A 15325-nucleotide genomic window follows, 5' to 3' on the forward strand; every position below is an offset into this window, starting at 1 on the left:
TTTACACTCCTGAAAGTAATAAGTAGTTTGCTTCGGCAATCAATTTTTGGCGGTTGATGGCGATTGCTAATGCATCAATTTTTGCGTTGACTTCCGCAATCTGTGAACGCACCGCCTCTGCAAAGTCGCCATCATCATTGTTGTAAGCTGTCAATGCAGCTTCAGACTGGGCGGACATTTGTGGAAGTAGCTCTTCACGATAAAGAGCAGCGCGTTCATTCAAACGATTCAGTTGTACAAAGGTACTGCGTAAATTGGCTATTAACTGTCTGGCAATCAGCAGTTTTTCAGTTCTTTTTGCTTCCGTTCTAAACTTTGCTGAGCGTACCTGCTTATCCTGTTTGTTATCAGTAAATAAAGGGACATCGAACGTAACCCCGGCTGACAGCAAGTTGGCACGGTCATTGCCGCTTGGATCGTCGTTTCTATGGCCATATTTCAGATTGGCTGACCATTGCGGTTTATAACCTTGCTGAGCGAGCTCGACAGACGTCTCCGACGCCAAAATGTCTTGATCGGTCGCTTGCAAAACCGGGTGTTCTTTTATCAATTCGTACAAGGCTTGTTTCGGTATTGTCGAAGGTGATAGCAATGTCTTCTTCAGCGTAAGACTCGGAAGGTCATCCGGTAACCTTGATTTCGCTATAACACCTATCCATTCCGACAATTCGCTTTGAAGTCGCTCCTCTTTTTGTCGCAGTGACGTCAACCTATCATCCAGTCGTGTGAGCTCAAGCTGGGCCCTAATAACATCCTGCTGCCGTGCTTTTCCTTCGGTACTGGTATAACTTGCCTTGGCGGTCGACACTAACTGTTCAAAAAGCGCTCTATCCGATTCAATCAAGCGAATACTTTGCTGAGAGAAAAAAACATCTAACCACAACTTCGTGACCGTTGTTTTGACCTTTGCAATACGATCCGCTCTCAAAAACGGTTGTTTTTGAGCTAATTGGTTTTTCTGCTTACGAGACAACGATAATGTGTCTCCTCTGGGAAATGTTTGTGAAACACCGACGACTAACTGGGTCATTCCTTCCTGTCTTGAACTAAAACTGTCAACCGGGAAACTGGCAGCCGTGAGCGATATTTTAGGGTCAGGCAAACTGGAAGAGGCTATTGCTTCACTCGCGAATGCTTCTTGGGTTTGCTTACTTGCCGTTAACCAAGGATCTTCTTGTACAGCGATACTCACTGCTTCTTGCAAATTCAAAAGCGGCTCTTGTGCATTAACGACATTTGGCACCACTACAGTCAGAACACTTAAATAAGCCATTCTTCTTAAAAGTTTCATATTGTTACTCTCAAAAACTGTGAATTTTTAAATTAAACACAGACCAAGTTATGAGTCGGACCGTAACGAGGACGACGAACGACGTCGTAACGACAATGACCGAACCAAAGCTTATAGCTGTGCTTTTACCTGGACGATAAACGCGCCAGGAGCGAGAAATTTCGTATTTTTAAGAGTGGATTGGGGGGCGAAAAAGCGAGAGAGAATGCTTTTCTTTAATATTCGTATCTAAGAATGAGGAAGCGTTAAAAACCAGCTTCTCAATAGGCGGAACGGTGGATTGCTCAGAATAAACGACAGTAATTGACGGGCTGTAACAATGACGCATCATTGAATCAGAGCAACAGTTATCGGTAAGAGAATGTGACACTTCGCAATCTGCAAGATCGCAAACTTGCTCAGTAGGATCGTGCATACATGCCTTTTCCGTACTGATAGTTTGTGAAAATGACATTGTTGTTACTGCTAATAGCAGTAGGGCAATGATTAAACGATACATGCGAAGCTTTACTGTAAAAACATGTTAAAATAATATCTCTTTGTCTGATAAAGATCAACCGATTAAAAGAAGTAGCCATAACTAGGTAATGAATCTAAGTGATAATACAGCTCCCATATCACCACCCAGATTCATCTTTAATTCAGGCATTTTTACGCGCTAAATCCCAAAGTCATCGAACCTTACTTGTTCTCGCGGAACGCCAAAGTCAGCAAGAGACTCTAACGTCGCTTTCAGCATTGGTGGAGGACCACACACGTAAACGTCCAATGTGTCTTTGTTTTCATCTGCCAACCATTTCATTGCAGTTTCGTGCACAAAGCCAGTGTGCCCGGCCCACGCATCTGATTTAGCAACCTCTGAAAGTACCGGTATATAATTTAACCGCTCATCTCTTTCGAACTCATCCCTATAACAGAGCTCTTTTTCATATCGTGCGCCGTAAAAGAATATGCAACGACGAGGAGAATCTGCTGCTAACTCACTTTGTATTAACGCTCTTAACGGTGCAACACCGGCGCCGCCTCCGATAAAGACTTGCGTGTGATTATTTTGTTTCGTCAGCTGAAAGTCACCAAATGGCCCTATGGCATCGACTCGCGCACCAGCTTCCAGATTGCATAGGTAATTTGAACCGATGCCCGGGGGAACCCCTTCACTTGGCGATGGCAATTGCCTTATGTTAAATACAAACCGAGTCGGATTAGGCCGCGTAGCAACAGAGTAATGCCGTGACAATATTTCGTTTAAATGTGGAATACGGAACTGCATAAATTGCCCGGCTTCATAACTAACGGGGTCTGAACTTACAAAAGTAAGCTCCATAATGGATGGAGTGAGTTGCCGCTTTGAATCAAGTGTTAAAGCAATATCATCGACTCCGACATTATGCAGCTTAACGTCATAATTGGATGACGTTCTGTGTTGACAAGATAGGCGCGTTCCTGCTTCTAATTCGTTGGCGCTCAATAACGCTTTATCAGCTGTTTTCGGGCTGGGTATATTGCTGCCTTGCAGTGTCACTTTACATAACCCACAGGTACCGCCTCCGCCACAATTACTCGCAATTGGTTGCCCTTTCTGCTGAAAATATTCTAGCCACGTTTTCTTACGTTTTGGATTAAAGTCACCGTTAGTAATATTTCGGCCTAAGAGAATTAAACCGGATAATGAAAACCAAAGAGCGAATAATCCAGCACTCCATATCAATAGATGATTAAAACTTCGACCGCCCGTGTAATCCATAAAGTGCAGACGAAACGCCCAGTCAGCGATTGTCCATGGCGTATTACGATGTTCCACAACCCGGGATGACGCTTCATCGATATATATTCGGGTATTAAGATCATCCTCGATATCAATGCGGAATCCTGAGGCATTCCAGCCATTCACTTCATCGCTTCCCTTGACTCTTTCAACCCTTTCAACCTGGCCCGGTCCATTGTAGCTATTCAGCGCTAGCTGAGTCGCCAAAGCTTGGTCCGTAGACCACCGTTCACCGGTATCTGCGTTGAAGTAAAGCAAACGTCCATCTGGCAGAGACACCTGATACTGACCTACCCCGGCAACACTGACCAGTTCAATGGAGTGAGCTAAGGGGAATCGTTGATGCATTTCAGTAACATCGATTTGAGGCGCTATTTTTTTAAGTGGGGGTTCAGAGTTTTTTGAGACCATATATTGGTGGCCTGACATTCCGTGATGTCCGGTTAAGCTAAAAAATAACCCACTCACTAGCCACAAAGCGACTTGAATCACTAAAACCAAACTCACCCAACGATGAAGCCATTGCATAAACCTTATCATTGAGCACCCCCAGTCGATTTTCTCTTAAACGTAATCGTATAAAAAAGCAGGACAGTGCCCGTTATCATTAAAATAAACGTACCGATAATAAAGCCCTTTAACCACCAGGTCTCGATATCCACACGCTCATCGTAGTCCATTATGTGTAACATCCAGGCGATATCAAACCCCCGCCAAAACGTATGTCGCTTTACCAAAAGCTCCCCGGTCGTTTCAGATAAATACAGACTGGTATTACCGAAATCGTCATAATTTACCTGCCAAATCGGTAACAAAGCACCACTCACTTCTGTTGGTGGGTTATCAGTCATGTAAACGACCGATTCAATAGCGTCGGGATCCTTCGTGTAATATTGATTCGCTAACTCTTTAATGTGTTGTTCGGTTATATCAATACGCTGCAGCGACTCCGCATTAACTAAAAACGCTCCCTCGTTACTCTCTATTTTATACACCGGCTGTAACTTCTGATTCAGCCATACGCTTTTTAACGACGTTTTTCGTGTTTCTGGATAGCGGCTCAACAGGTCATTTAAGCTTGATATTTCAACACCTTTCGGTATTGGCTGGCTTATATCCTGAACTAAGTGATCACCATGAATATAATCCAAATCGAAGAACACCATGTAAGCGCCACTGATTGTCCAAATAACCATTTGCAGGCCAAAAATCAAAGATAGCCAACGATGCCAAACTCGCCAGCTACTGGAGCGTTTCTTTTGAGTCATACCCTACCTCAAATTTAATAAAAAAAAGCTGCCGCTCCCAGGGAAAAGCGACAGCCAGTCTAGTCTTTAAAAGCTGTAACGTACCTTCAGATATAACTGACGGCCTAACAAGTCATATGTCATAGTGTCAGTATTGGCGTCCGTCCAACTTTGAATATAAGGCGGTTCTTTGTCAAAAAGGTTATTAACACCGCCAGTCACGCTCAGTTTTGAATTTACGAAATAAGTTCCCTGCACGTTATGATAGAAAACACTGGGGGCTCGGGCTCCAATATCTCCCGGAGCAGCATTAATGTCATCGGCAGGTCCAATGTACTGGACGGAGTAATGTACACGCCAGTCCTGTTTCATAAAGGTTCCCGAAGCGTTTGAACGCCAATGCGTATAACTCCCTCTACCGCCAGTAATATATCCGGCATACTCAATTTCATCCGCACCAACGAAAGGCGCAAATGTATACTCATTTAGGTAACTGACATTCCAACTGAAGTCACTTTTCCAACCCAGCAGCTCGGTGTTATAAAACAAAGCCGTATCAATACCCGACACATTTTCAGTTGCGGCATTGGTGGGTTGAGCAGACAAAAAGTTAATATCGCCAGTTAAAGAATCTCTCGTGAAATGCTCCGGACTGCAAAATGGGTGCGATAGATTTTCTGAGTTATAGCAGACAGACAGCTTCGTTGAACCGGGAATTCTTTGGATAGCATTCTCAATATCAATATCGTAGTAATCAACCGTCAATTGTAAATTGTCCGCCGAGCCGATATCCCATACGAAACCAGCAGTGAAAGTATCTGCGTCTTCCGGTTTTAAATCTGGGTTCCCACCAACAGTGGTAAGCACTGTTGCACCAAATTGTTCATACCCTGCAGGAACGCCGTCTGCTTGACAGTTTGCCGCCACAGTTGGGTTAGCGCCGGCTTGATCCCATCCGTCACACGGGTCCGTTGTTGTCAGATTTCCTTCAGCAACACCACCGAAGAGTTCAGGTATGTTTGGAATACGAAAAGCAGTTGACTGAGTCGCCCGCACTTTCAAAGCATCCGATACACGCCAGTGAACGCTCGCTTTATAATTTCCATCACTACCAAAGGTGTCATAATCACTGTAACGATACGCTAAATCTAAATTCAACGACTGAATCAGTGGTAAGTCCGCCAGCAACGGTAAAGAAGTCTCAGCGTAAACTTCATCAACTGTATAGCTCCCTTCTATCGGGTCCGCCTGATTGGTATTCATAATGCCAGCAACAATTGATGAATCCGGGTTTCGCCAACCTTTCTCTTTACGATGTTCAACACCAAAAGCGACTGGCACCCATCCAGCAGGCATTTCAAATAAGTCGCCTGAAATGTTTGCGGTCAATGAACGTTGTTCATTCCCCCCATTATCAGTCGTGCGAAACATGATGTAATCCAATGCCTCTTGAGACAGATCCCCATAACCCAACAAGTCGATACAGGGAATGCCATTGGAGCCGCATGTATTAGGGTCTAGGCCCGCAGATAGACGCTGCATATTGACGATATTGGTCATACCGTCAATGGCTGTATTACGGCCATAGTTATAAGCAACTTCCCAGTTCCAACCTGAGCCAATAACACCATTCATGCCGACGACCGTTCTGAACGTATTAACATCTTGAAAGAACGTTCTTGGTCCACCTTCTAATAAGCGACGACCTTCAAGTCGAATTGTTTCGCCCGTTGGGTTTGTTGGGTGGCTGGCATCAAACTCAATACCTCTTAATGTTCCCGGCGTTGCTAATTGATCGGAGGTTCGGTTGTTGTATAAAACTTCAGCAAAAACCGCCGCATCCGAAGACAGTTGATAATCCCCGAAAGCAGAGAAATTCCAGTTTGTAATTGGGTTAACCGAATTTAAATAAGGAAAAAATGCAAAGTTATGTTCCTCAGCGCTGTAGGGCTCATAAAAATCACCGTTACCATCAGCATCTTGACTGAAATTAATACGATCACCAGCATTTGGACCCGTCAATATGGTTGCCCTACCCCCAATGGTACTTGAACTTCCAAAGCAATCCAGTTGGCCTGGCGTTAATTCACCCAAAGCACAACCCGCTTGATCAGCCATATTAACTTCGTCTGAAGAACGATAGCCTAATGTCGCCATTACGCGACCTTTATCATTGCTGGCGCCAAATATCATATTAACTTTGCGATCTTGACCCTCACCATCATCTGTCGAGCCTAAGCGCCCTTCGATAGTAAAGCCATCGTAACTTTTACGGGTGATAATATTCACCACGCCCGCAACGGCGTCCGCACCGTAAATCGCTGAAGCGCCATCTTTAAGAACCTCGATGCGCTGGATCATTTCAACCGGTATCATATTTAAGTCAACAGAGCTGTTTGCGCCAGTACCGCCGTTAACAACACGACGGCCATTCAGCAGTACAAGCGTTCGGTTAATGCCCAGCCCACGCAAATTAACTTGAGCGGTGCCATAGCCGTTACCTGTCCAGTAGGCATTACTCTGGCTGCCAGCAAAACCAGCAGAGGCTGACATTCTCTGTAAAATCATTTCTACCGAGGTCATTCCCGATACTTCTATATCTTCCGCCGTGAAAACCTGAACAGGAGCAGCACTTTCTGCTTCTATTCGCTGAATTCGCGAACCAGTCACCGTGATTTTCTCAACGTCTTCGGCTTGAGTATTATCAGATCCTGACTGTGCCCAAACTGTTGTTGTATTAAAAAGTGCCGCAGATACACCTATAGCGACAGCAGACTTAAGTAACTTTTGCATTTTGTCACCTCGATTAGATTATAATTATTTTACTTTCCGATTAGACTTCGTACTGCTATCTAAGTTGTTTATACAACTCTCAGAATAGAAACCTCAGAATTTTAGTCAAGCTAAAAACGATTAAAGTTGTATAAAAAAACCTTTAACAGCAAAGCCTATAGCAGTTGTATATTCAACTTAGAGTTATCCTCATGTATCAATAATCTTTTAAAATAAGCTCTTCAAGATGACTAGAAAAGCTATAAAAAAAGTTGTCCACTTTTTTCAAAATAAAAATAATTTTTCATTTTTAATGAATTTTTACCCTCTTCTGATTATTGATGCTTTTAATCTTTTGCCGACTATAATGCGTACATGAATACATAAGTTTTACGTAAGGAACTTGGCTATGAGTCAATCAATTAAAAAAGCCACGCTTTACAGAATGTCGACACCTGACCACCAATGCCCTTTCGGTTTAAAAACCCGGCACTTACTTAAAGCCAACGGTTACGATGTGGACGACAACCTACTGGAAAGCCGCGAGGAAACCGACATATTCAAGGAAAAACACAACGTCGATACCACTCCACAAGTGTTTATTGGTGATGAACGCATCGGTGGGTACGAAGAGGTTCGAGCCTTTCTTGGAAAACCTCTTCCTGACCCTGACGCAACCAGTTACCGACCCGTTATTGCATTATTTATTATGACAGCGCTCCTCTCCGTAGCCACGTCGTGGTTGTCTTTTGGTCGCGCATTTACCGGACAAACCATCGAGTGGTTCATCAGTTTCTCGATGGTGGTTCTGGCCTTGCTCAAACTCCAGGACGTAGAGAAATTCTCTACCATGTTTCTCAACTACGATCTTCTCGCCAAAAAATGGGTGCCTTATGGCCGTGTTTACCCCTACGCCGAAGGCTTGGCGGGTCTGTTAATGGCAGCGGAATTTGCTCATGTCATTTCCATCCCTATTGCGTTATTCATAGGCATCGTGGGTTCTGTCTCCGTTTTTAAAGCCGTTTATGTCGACAAACGTGAGCTAAAATGTGCCTGTGTCGGTGGCTCAAGTAATGTGCCGTTAGGCTTCATTTCGCTCACTGAAAACCTCATGATGGTCGCTATGGCTATCTGGATGTTTTTTACAATGAACTAGAAAAGGAGCGCTATGCGCTCTTTTTCTTAACGCTTTTTACGTAAAAACAAAATCTCACCAGCGGCAATCAATGCCATACCGATAAGAGACGCCCAAATAACCTGCGGATCGCTTGTCCATTTCACCCATATAAAAGCGGCTAAAACGATGACATCTAGCGTGATTGCGCTGACAAGTATGTAAATATTGGCATTCACTTTTTGTCTAAGATGTCTCAATACCCCCCAGTGGATCGCAATGTCCATAACGATATAAAAAATAGCACCAAGCGAAGCGATTCGGCTCAAATCGAAAAAAGCAGCTAAGACCATAGCCATCACGATAGTGTAAACCAGTGTGTGCTTCTGAATGGAACCTGGCATCCCAAAATGACTGTGTGGCACAAGTTTCATATTGGTCAACATAGCCAACATTCTCGAGACGGCAAACGCGCTCGCGATCACACCGGATACCGTTGCGACAATTGCAAAAGCGACCGTTACCCAAAGTCCAGTCTCGCCATAGACGGGTCTGGCAGCTTCAGCAAGCGCATAATCTTTCGCTTTCACAATCTCATCTATGGACAGGCTCGAGCCAACCGCCAGAGTGACCAGAACATATATTAACGCGCAGATAATCAACGAAATAATAATGGCACGCCCGACATTTTTCTTGGGCTCAACAATTTCACCGCCACTATTGGTTATTGTTGTAAACCCTTTGTACGCAAGTATGCTTAAAGCAATCCCCGCTAAAATACCGCCGCCGGTAGCTTCTTCTGGAATAGCCGATATCGATTCAAACTGAATGCCTGAGGCCCACAAACCACCAGCCGCTAAAATCACCAATCCTAAAGCCTTAACAAAGGCCATAAAAAACGAGAACGTTTGAATAAACTGATTACTCAAAATATTGATAAAAAACGCAAAGACCAGCAAACCAACCGCCAACAACGGGACAAGCCACTGCGCTTCAAAAGAAATTAATTGGCTGGTATAGGACGCAAATGTCCGAGCGACTAAACTTTCATTAATCACCATAGAAAAGTACATCAAGAGTGCGAATATTGCCGTCACACTTCCTTTCCCATAGGCTTTACTGAGGAACATCGCAATGCCCCCCGCTGACGGGTATGCTTTGGCCAGTTTCACATACGAATAGGCGCTGAAACCGGCAATGATACCGCCGCACACAAACGCCAGGACAAACCACTCTCTTGCCAGCTGAGCAACTTGTCCGGTCAGTGCAAAAATACCAGCGCCAATCATCACACCAGTCCCCAGCGACACCGCCCCCCAAAGACTCAGGCTGCTTTTCTGATAATCCTGATGTCCGTGTTCATGATCGTGTTCTGCCATAATCAGCTCCTGTGATTGAACTCAGTTGGACCAATGGATCCGGATAATTTTCCAGCCAGACTCAGTCGTATTTGATACGGTTACGGTTTCATTCATCGTTAAATCAACCTCACGCCCGTTATACTCCCCGGAAACGCTATACCGAGAAGTGATCACAGCAAGGCCATCGGCTTCTTGTACTGTCCTTTCAAGCAACTGTGAAGGAACCGCCTGGCTAAACTTAATATCTGACTTAAGGTGATGAGCACTGTACTCGGCCAAGGATCGTTCAACACCACCACCTTCAAAGATAAACACATCATTGGAAAGCACATCTTTAACGACTTCCGTGTCACCTTCAGTCAAAGCCGTTCGAAACCTATCAAGCACAACTGTCGGTTCAGATACTTCCTCGGCACTACTAGGCGCTGAAATAAACAGCACCGAAACCATAAAAACACTCATGAATAATTTCATTCTTATTATTCCTTACATTAACTAGGGGAAAACGCGCTGCTTAACGCAGAGGCCAGGGTAAAAATAGTGACAGCCAATACCATTTCCGCCGTTATGGAGTTTTTGAGTCGCTTGGCGGCCGCGTTATCATTTAATTGCGGTACGAACTTTAATTTATGCAATGCGGCAACAAGGAGAATCAGCGCCACAAACACAAGTTTCGCTAGTAGTACCGTGTCATACGACGTAAGCGGCAGCTCTGGCATCCATCGCCCTGTTGCACTACGATACATAACCAAGCCCGCAATAAGGAGTATTGGAACCGCTGCAGACATATGCACACCAAAACGCTCCATAATGGCTTTCGCTTTAGCAAGCGGTACCGACGTTGCCAGCTTTCGCAATGAGTTAAGACTGCCGAACCAAACCCAAGCGACTAACAAGTGTGTTAAAAGCGCTAGCTTTCCCCACCAGACGGCGTCACTGCCGTGACCAATACTTAAAAAGCTCCATCCCATGAGTCCAATGGCGACAACATATAGCACCCACTTTATACGTTTTAGCTTAACAACGGAGTAAACAATCCAAGCAATAGCAACCGCTATCTGAAGTTGGATGAACAACCCAACAGGGCCGGTCCATATAAACTGCATGTAGGTCGTGTCAATCATGCCGGCAAAGCCTTCAGCAGCAAAACTACCGACTTTCAGAAAAAAATACAGAAGGCTTGCCAGTAATAGAAGCAACGCAACAAGGCTATTCTTTCGTTCAGACTGCTTTTTTAAACCGGACAAATAAACGATATAAGGCGAGGCAGTCATCACCGCGTTAAGCCAGAATATAAAGGCCAACGTTAAAACGCTGGCCACACTCCAAAGGGTCATCATTTCACCTCAAAGCTAAAATCACCCGATATTTTATGACTGTCCCCACCCATTGCCGTCCAATAAACCGTATAACCACCTGACGCCAAATTGTTTTTAACAGCAATTTCGTACGCTGCTTTGGGAGTCATGCTCATCGAAAAGTCCAGCGGATGCATTTTACCGTCATCTGAGTGCAGCATAATTTTAGCCAGACGAACATCACCGGAAAAATTCATCGTAATTTCCGTAGGTGACTCGGACAAAGTAGCACCGTCCTCCGGGCTACTGGATGTTAGGCCGACGTGAGCGCTGGCCCATGCACTAAAAAATAACGCGGTACCGAAGGCTAATTTAAGTACGTTTTTCATGTTGTTTCCTCTTTGTTTTATTATCAATTAAAACCAAACTCTGGCCCCAAGGACCACGCCTGTTTCTGTGGTGTCTTCACCCATTCGTTTCATTTCATCTGCCGTATTTCCTAACGCCCCGTTCCAATACACACCAATGTAAGGGGCAAATTCACGACTTATTTCATGGCGATATCGCAACCCCACGCGCAAGTTGCTCAAGCCACTTTGCCGTTCATATTTGTCTGAGTCTGTCAGGTTGGCTGTTAACTCAATGCGAGGTTGTAAGTACGAGGTTTGTGTTAACTGCCACTCGTACTCGGTTTCGCTAACAAATTGGACATCGCCTTCTTCGTTCATCATCAAAGAATTATCCATTTCAAACCAGTACGGCGCCAAACCCATAAAACTTAAGACCGCATAGTTTTCCATCGAGGCATCCGACGATAAGCTGCCTCGCGTACCGATACCGGCCTGAAACGACCAATACGGAGACACCAGATACCCATACAGCAGTTCGGCACTTTCTAAGTCAGTGGGCTCACCGTCGTCTTGAACATTCTCCCCTTCACTCTTGAAAACAGCTCGGTGATAGTCACCGCCATACCAAGCAATCATGTCCCAGACGGCTAGGTTCTCTTCCTCGTTGGTTCGCGTTAACTCCAACCGATCGAACAGTACTTGCCCGGTGTAATATTCTTTGACGGGTTCAGGCCAGTCCTCTTTCGCATGTCCGGCGACTGCTAAACCTGGCAACAACGCCGCACCCACTAATAATGATTTACCGTACATAATAGTCCTCCTTATGCGACATTGACCACACGGAACATACCCGCTTTCATGTGATACAACAGGTGACAGTGGAACGCCCAACTACCCGGCGCGTCTGCCGTTATCAATAACGACACTTTTTCGCTCGGCTTCAGGCTAATCGTATGTTTGCGTGGGCGTGGATACTGTCCGTTTTCAAGTTCCATCCACATACCGTGTAGGTGTATGGGGTGGTCCATCATCGTATCGTTTACCATCACCAACCTCAGTCGTTCTCCATGATGAAACTGAACTGGGCCATCCACCTCGGTAAACTTCTTCCCGTCGAAAGACCACATGTAACGCTCCATATTACCCGTTAAGTGCAGCTCTATCTGTCGCTCAGGCTCTCGCGTATCCGGCCATTCATGCGCGCCGATCAAGTCGGTATACACCAACACTTTATGATCAACGTCTTCCAATCCAATCCCGGGTTCATGCAAACGGCTTATCGGATTAGTAGCAATCATAGCCGCCCCGGCGCCATGTCCGGATTCACGGTGTTTGATTTTAATGTTTTCGACCGGGAGCTCTTTTTTGTGTGTCATTTTATGCGTCATATGGCTGTTATTGCCGCCCATATGCTTCATATTCATGCTATTGCCTTTCATATCACCAGACATTGCCATCGCTCCCATGCCCATAGCGGCCATGCCTCGCTCAGGAGCTTGCCGTAGTTCAGGCACTTCAGCCTCAAGACCAAGTTCTGGCGTTAATGTTCCTCTGACATAACCACTTCGATCAAAGCTCTCAGCATAAATAGTGTAAGGCTTGTTTTGCTTAGGCTGGACAATTACATCGTAGGTTTCCGCCACACCAATGCGGAACTCGTCAACTGGCACTGGCTTCACAGGCTGCCCGTCAGCGGCCACAACCGTCATCTCCAATCCAGGGATTCTCACGTCGAAGAAACTCATTGCCGAACCGTTAATGATACGAAGGCGTACTTTTTCACCAGGCTTAAACAATGCTGACCAGTTCATTGCTGAATCGCGACCATTCATCAGGTAGGTATAAGTACTGCCCGTCACATCCGCAATATCACGGGGGCTCATTCGCATTTGCCCCCACATTTCTCGTTGCTTCCAGGTTTTCTCTAACCCTTGCTGTCGCACGTCCTCGAAGGTCTCAAATATCGTACGTTTTTGATAGTTATAGTACCCCTCCGCAACTTTCAAGTTACGAAACACGGTATCCGGATCTTCGAATGTCCAGTCGCTGAGAATAATGGTATGTTCTCGATCAGCACCAATGTCTCCGTCTTTGGGTTCAATCACTAACGGCCCCAGGTGTCCCAGTTGCTCCTGCAAACCGGAATGGCTGTGATACCAATAAGTTCCGTTTTGCTCGACATCGTAGCGGTACTTGAACGTTCGTCCTGGCTTTATCCCTTCGAAAGATACGCCTGGCACACCATCCATGTTCTCGGGCAATATAATTCCGTGCCAGTGAATTGATGTGTCTTCCGACAACCGGTTAGTCACGTTTAACTTTGCTCGCTGCCCTTCTTTTAAACGAATCAAAGGGCCCGGCATTTGGCCATTGATGGTTATTGGTGTTCCTACTTTATTTCCCACGAGCAGTGGGGACTTTGCAATGGTGAGATCAATCTCATCGTTTGTCAGGATCTGATCTTTAAAACTGCGTCCCTGAGGAGCAGCCCAAGTTGGGGCTACTTTGGCGATTGCTAAAGCAGACGCCACAGTGAATGCAGATTTAATAAACTTTCGACGCCCTTTGTTAAACTCATTGCTCATTATGACGCTCCTCTTTTGAGGTTAAATTTTGATGACGTTGAATGTCCTTTTCCCTATCAGACGGTTCATCAGTAATCGATGATTTAAACCCTTTTATCGCACTACCAAGATCGGATCCCAGGGTTCGTAGCTTTTTGCTACCAAAAAGAAGAATGACAATAACCAGTAAAACTCCTAACTGAACCATACTCATGCCGCCAAATCCCATAGCTAAAGCCCTCCATTTGAGAGTGCTTGCTGCTGCTCTAAACTTGCTATCTGCTGATAAGGTGTAATTGAACCGTCCTTTTTGATTTCATAGACCGTATACGGTTGAAACCGAGTACCCATTTCCATACCAACAGACCCTACCGGCATGCCAGGAACAGTTAATCCAATGCCATTTTCTGACTTTTTCCCAGCTAAATAATGAGAAACCAATGTAGGAGGAACGTGCCCCTCAAAGACATAGCCATTACTAGAAATAGCGGTATGACAGGATTGGACCTCGGCACTAATACCGGAGTCACGTTTTCGTTGGGTCAGGTTGTTCGGATGTTGTACGGACACACTAAAGCTATCGGGTAAAGCTTGTAACCACTTTTCACAGCAACCGCAGTTGGGATCTTTTAGAACGGTTAGTTGCTGCTCTTCTACATCGGTTGCAGATACAGACACGGAAAACAGCATCGCCAAAACAGCGATATTGCGTTTGATAGACATAATTATTCACCGATTAATAAGTTTTAAGGAAACACGCCGAGCGTGTGTTAAATTTCTAGTAACTTATTAAGCGGTAATTATTGGGGGACGGAATAAATTAGACGCGTGTTTAGCACGAATTGAGGTGTCGATGGGCGCATCGACTTTGGCACAGAGGTTAACTGCAGCGGCATTAACCGAAGAAGACTGTCCGACAAATAAAACCGAGCCGCCGGAGCAATGCCGAATTGTCATGTCAGCACAGCACGAGTTGTGCTTTTGCTTCTCATGTTCGCAGTCGCTTACGTCTGCTTTTTGCATCATGCTGTGCTGCATTTGTCCTTTACCATGACATGCGTGAGCATCTGCCGTTTGCGAAAACGACATCGACACCAATAGCACTGTCATTAATAACAGAATTCGAATTAGCACGAGCACCCTGCTTTTTGCAATTTAATAAACTTTAGTCTAACGTCATTTTAACGCATGTCAAATAAGGAGCAGATAATGATGAATCACGAAATGTTCGCAGGTATGGGCTTTCTATGGATGCTGATTGTGGGAGCTATTTTTATTGTTCCCGCATGGCGTATCTGCCAACGAGTTGGCTACCCTGGTCCATTGGGTCTTCTGATTGTTATCCCTATCGCAAATATCATTCTTCTTTACTTTATAGCGTTCGGCCCATGGAAAAATGTTGATAAATAGCTAATTCACTTTAACCAAAGCAACAAGTATAGCTTTTCATCTCTGATCAGAAGCACGGATTTAATGGTTGATGGGGCACCTTCACCCCATCAATCTGATACCACCCTCAGATGGTTGATAGATCGACTCCGTAGTTGAGTTCCTCTGCGAAGT

General features: G+C 45.1%; 15 protein-coding genes. 2 read left to right on the forward strand and 13 right to left on the reverse strand.

Annotated features, from left to right (window positions below; translation table 11 throughout):
* Nucleotide 1: 1 nt before the first annotated feature.
* The 4 genes from AWU56_RS12100 to AWU56_RS12115 all read right to left on the reverse strand — a co-directional run bounded on the left by AWU56_RS12100 (nt 2) and on the right by AWU56_RS12115 (nt 7096).
* Nucleotides 2-1291, reverse strand: coding sequence for a TolC family protein (locus AWU56_RS12100; RefSeq protein WP_286682679.1), 1290 nt, complete (start codon nt 1289-1291; stop codon nt 2-4).
* Nucleotides 1292-1949: 658 nt separating this feature from the next.
* Nucleotides 1950-3596 carry a PepSY domain-containing protein gene (locus AWU56_RS12105; protein WP_286682680.1) on the reverse strand — a complete coding sequence of 549 codons (1647 nt, stop codon included), beginning with the start codon at nt 3594-3596 and terminating at the stop codon, nt 1950-1952.
* On the reverse strand, nt 3593-4324 hold the full coding sequence (locus tag AWU56_RS12110) for a membrane protein (protein ID WP_006956236.1): 732 nt from the start codon (nt 4322-4324) through the stop codon (nt 3593-3595). Before AWU56_RS12110 ends, AWU56_RS12105 begins: the two co-directional genes overlap by 4 nt.
* A gap of 66 nt (nt 4325-4390) precedes the next feature.
* On the reverse strand, nt 4391-7096 hold the full coding sequence (locus AWU56_RS12115) for a TonB-dependent receptor (RefSeq protein WP_006956238.1): 2706 nt from the start codon (nt 7094-7096) through the stop codon (nt 4391-4393).
* A 388-nt stretch (nt 7097-7484) separates the two neighbouring features.
* Between AWU56_RS12115 and AWU56_RS12120 the strand changes: the two genes are divergently transcribed.
* A complete protein-coding gene (locus AWU56_RS12120) occupies nt 7485-8231 on the forward strand; it encodes a MauE/DoxX family redox-associated membrane protein (RefSeq protein WP_006956240.1) in 747 nt (248 codons plus the stop codon).
* 26 nt (nt 8232-8257) lie between these two features.
* On the opposite strand, the gene AWU56_RS12125 is transcribed toward AWU56_RS12120, so the two are convergent.
* The 9 genes from AWU56_RS12125 to AWU56_RS12165 all read right to left on the reverse strand — a co-directional run bounded on the left by AWU56_RS12125 (nt 8258) and on the right by AWU56_RS12165 (nt 14896).
* Nucleotides 8258-9568, reverse strand: coding sequence for an APC family permease (locus AWU56_RS12125; RefSeq protein WP_006956242.1), 1311 nt, complete (start codon nt 9566-9568; stop codon nt 8258-8260).
* Between the two features lie 21 nt (nt 9569-9589).
* Entirely contained in the window at nt 9590-10024 is a 435-nt protein-coding gene (locus tag AWU56_RS12130) for a YybH family protein (RefSeq protein WP_006956244.1), read from the reverse strand.
* Between the two features lie 17 nt (nt 10025-10041).
* Nucleotides 10042-10890 carry a CopD family protein gene (locus AWU56_RS12135; RefSeq protein WP_227016391.1) on the reverse strand — a complete coding sequence of 283 codons (849 nt, stop codon included), beginning with the start codon at nt 10888-10890 and terminating at the stop codon, nt 10042-10044.
* A complete protein-coding gene (locus AWU56_RS12140) occupies nt 10887-11237 on the reverse strand; it encodes a copper resistance CopC family protein (protein WP_006956248.1) in 351 nt (116 codons plus the stop codon). The genes AWU56_RS12135 and AWU56_RS12140 overlap by 4 nt, the downstream gene beginning before the upstream one ends.
* Nucleotides 11238-11264: 27 nt before the next feature.
* Nucleotides 11265-12008 (reverse strand): copper resistance protein B, encoded by a 744-nt coding sequence (locus tag AWU56_RS12145; RefSeq protein WP_006956249.1) that lies wholly within the window; start codon nt 12006-12008, stop codon nt 11265-11267.
* An 11-nt stretch (nt 12009-12019) separates the two neighbouring features.
* Nucleotides 12020-13783, reverse strand: a complete 1764-nt coding sequence (locus AWU56_RS12150) for a copper resistance system multicopper oxidase (protein ID WP_006956251.1) — start codon at nt 13781-13783, stop codon at nt 12020-12022.
* A complete protein-coding gene (tatA, locus tag AWU56_RS12155) occupies nt 13773-13991 on the reverse strand; it encodes a twin-arginine translocase TatA/TatE family subunit (RefSeq protein WP_006956252.1) in 219 nt (72 codons plus the stop codon). Before tatA ends, AWU56_RS12150 begins: the two co-directional genes overlap by 11 nt.
* Before the next feature lie 2 nt (nt 13992-13993).
* Nucleotides 13994-14485 (reverse strand): DUF411 domain-containing protein, encoded by a 492-nt coding sequence (locus AWU56_RS12160; protein WP_006956253.1) that lies wholly within the window; start codon nt 14483-14485, stop codon nt 13994-13996.
* A gap of 66 nt (nt 14486-14551) precedes the next feature.
* Complete coding sequence (locus AWU56_RS12165) at nt 14552-14896, reverse strand: hypothetical protein (protein WP_006956254.1); 345 nt, start codon at nt 14894-14896, stop codon at nt 14552-14554.
* A gap of 75 nt (nt 14897-14971) precedes the next feature.
* Between AWU56_RS12165 and AWU56_RS12170 the strand changes: the two genes are divergently transcribed.
* Nucleotides 14972-15172, forward strand: a complete 201-nt coding sequence (locus AWU56_RS12170) for a hypothetical protein (protein WP_006956255.1) — start codon at nt 14972-14974, stop codon at nt 15170-15172.
* Nucleotides 15173-15325 lie beyond the last annotated feature (153 nt).

It is taken from the genome of Idiomarina sp. T82-3 (assembly GCF_001577655.1).
GTDB lineage: Bacteria > Pseudomonadota > Gammaproteobacteria > Enterobacterales > Alteromonadaceae > Idiomarina > Idiomarina baltica.

What these genes read in the sequence shown, in the direction of transcription:
- AWU56_RS12100 (WP_286682679.1), bottom strand. Translation starts at nt 1,291, where the DNA reads ATGAAACTTTTAAGAAGAATGGCTTATTTAAGTGTTCTGACTGTAGTG.
- AWU56_RS12105 (WP_286682680.1), bottom strand. Translation starts at nt 3,596, where the DNA reads ATGATAAGGTTTATGCAATGGCTTCATCGTTGGGTGAGTTTGGTTTTA.
- AWU56_RS12110 (WP_006956236.1), bottom strand. Translation starts at nt 4,324, where the DNA reads ATGACTCAAAAGAAACGCTCCAGTAGCTGGCGAGTTTGGCATCGTTGG.
- AWU56_RS12115 (WP_006956238.1), bottom strand. Translation starts at nt 7,096, where the DNA reads ATGCAAAAGTTACTTAAGTCTGCTGTCGCTATAGGTGTATCTGCGGCA.
- AWU56_RS12120 (WP_006956240.1), top strand. Translation starts at nt 7,485, where the DNA reads ATGAGTCAATCAATTAAAAAAGCCACGCTTTACAGAATGTCGACACCT.
- AWU56_RS12125 (WP_006956242.1), bottom strand. Translation starts at nt 9,568, where the DNA reads ATGGCAGAACACGATCATGAACACGGACATCAGGATTATCAGAAAAGC.
- AWU56_RS12130 (WP_006956244.1), bottom strand. Translation starts at nt 10,024, where the DNA reads ATGAAATTATTCATGAGTGTTTTTATGGTTTCGGTGCTGTTTATTTCA.
- AWU56_RS12135 (WP_227016391.1), bottom strand. Translation starts at nt 10,890, where the DNA reads ATGATGACCCTTTGGAGTGTGGCCAGCGTTTTAACGTTGGCCTTTATA.
- AWU56_RS12140 (WP_006956248.1), bottom strand. Translation starts at nt 11,237, where the DNA reads ATGAAAAACGTACTTAAATTAGCCTTCGGTACCGCGTTATTTTTTAGT.
- AWU56_RS12145 (WP_006956249.1), bottom strand. Translation starts at nt 12,008, where the DNA reads ATGTACGGTAAATCATTATTAGTGGGTGCGGCGTTGTTGCCAGGTTTA.
- AWU56_RS12150 (WP_006956251.1), bottom strand. Translation starts at nt 13,783, where the DNA reads ATGAGCAATGAGTTTAACAAAGGGCGTCGAAAGTTTATTAAATCTGCA.
- tatA (WP_006956252.1), bottom strand. Translation starts at nt 13,991, where the DNA reads ATGGGATTTGGCGGCATGAGTATGGTTCAGTTAGGAGTTTTACTGGTT.
- AWU56_RS12160 (WP_006956253.1), bottom strand. Translation starts at nt 14,485, where the DNA reads ATGTCTATCAAACGCAATATCGCTGTTTTGGCGATGCTGTTTTCCGTG.
- AWU56_RS12170 (WP_006956255.1), top strand. Translation starts at nt 14,972, where the DNA reads ATGATGAATCACGAAATGTTCGCAGGTATGGGCTTTCTATGGATGCTG.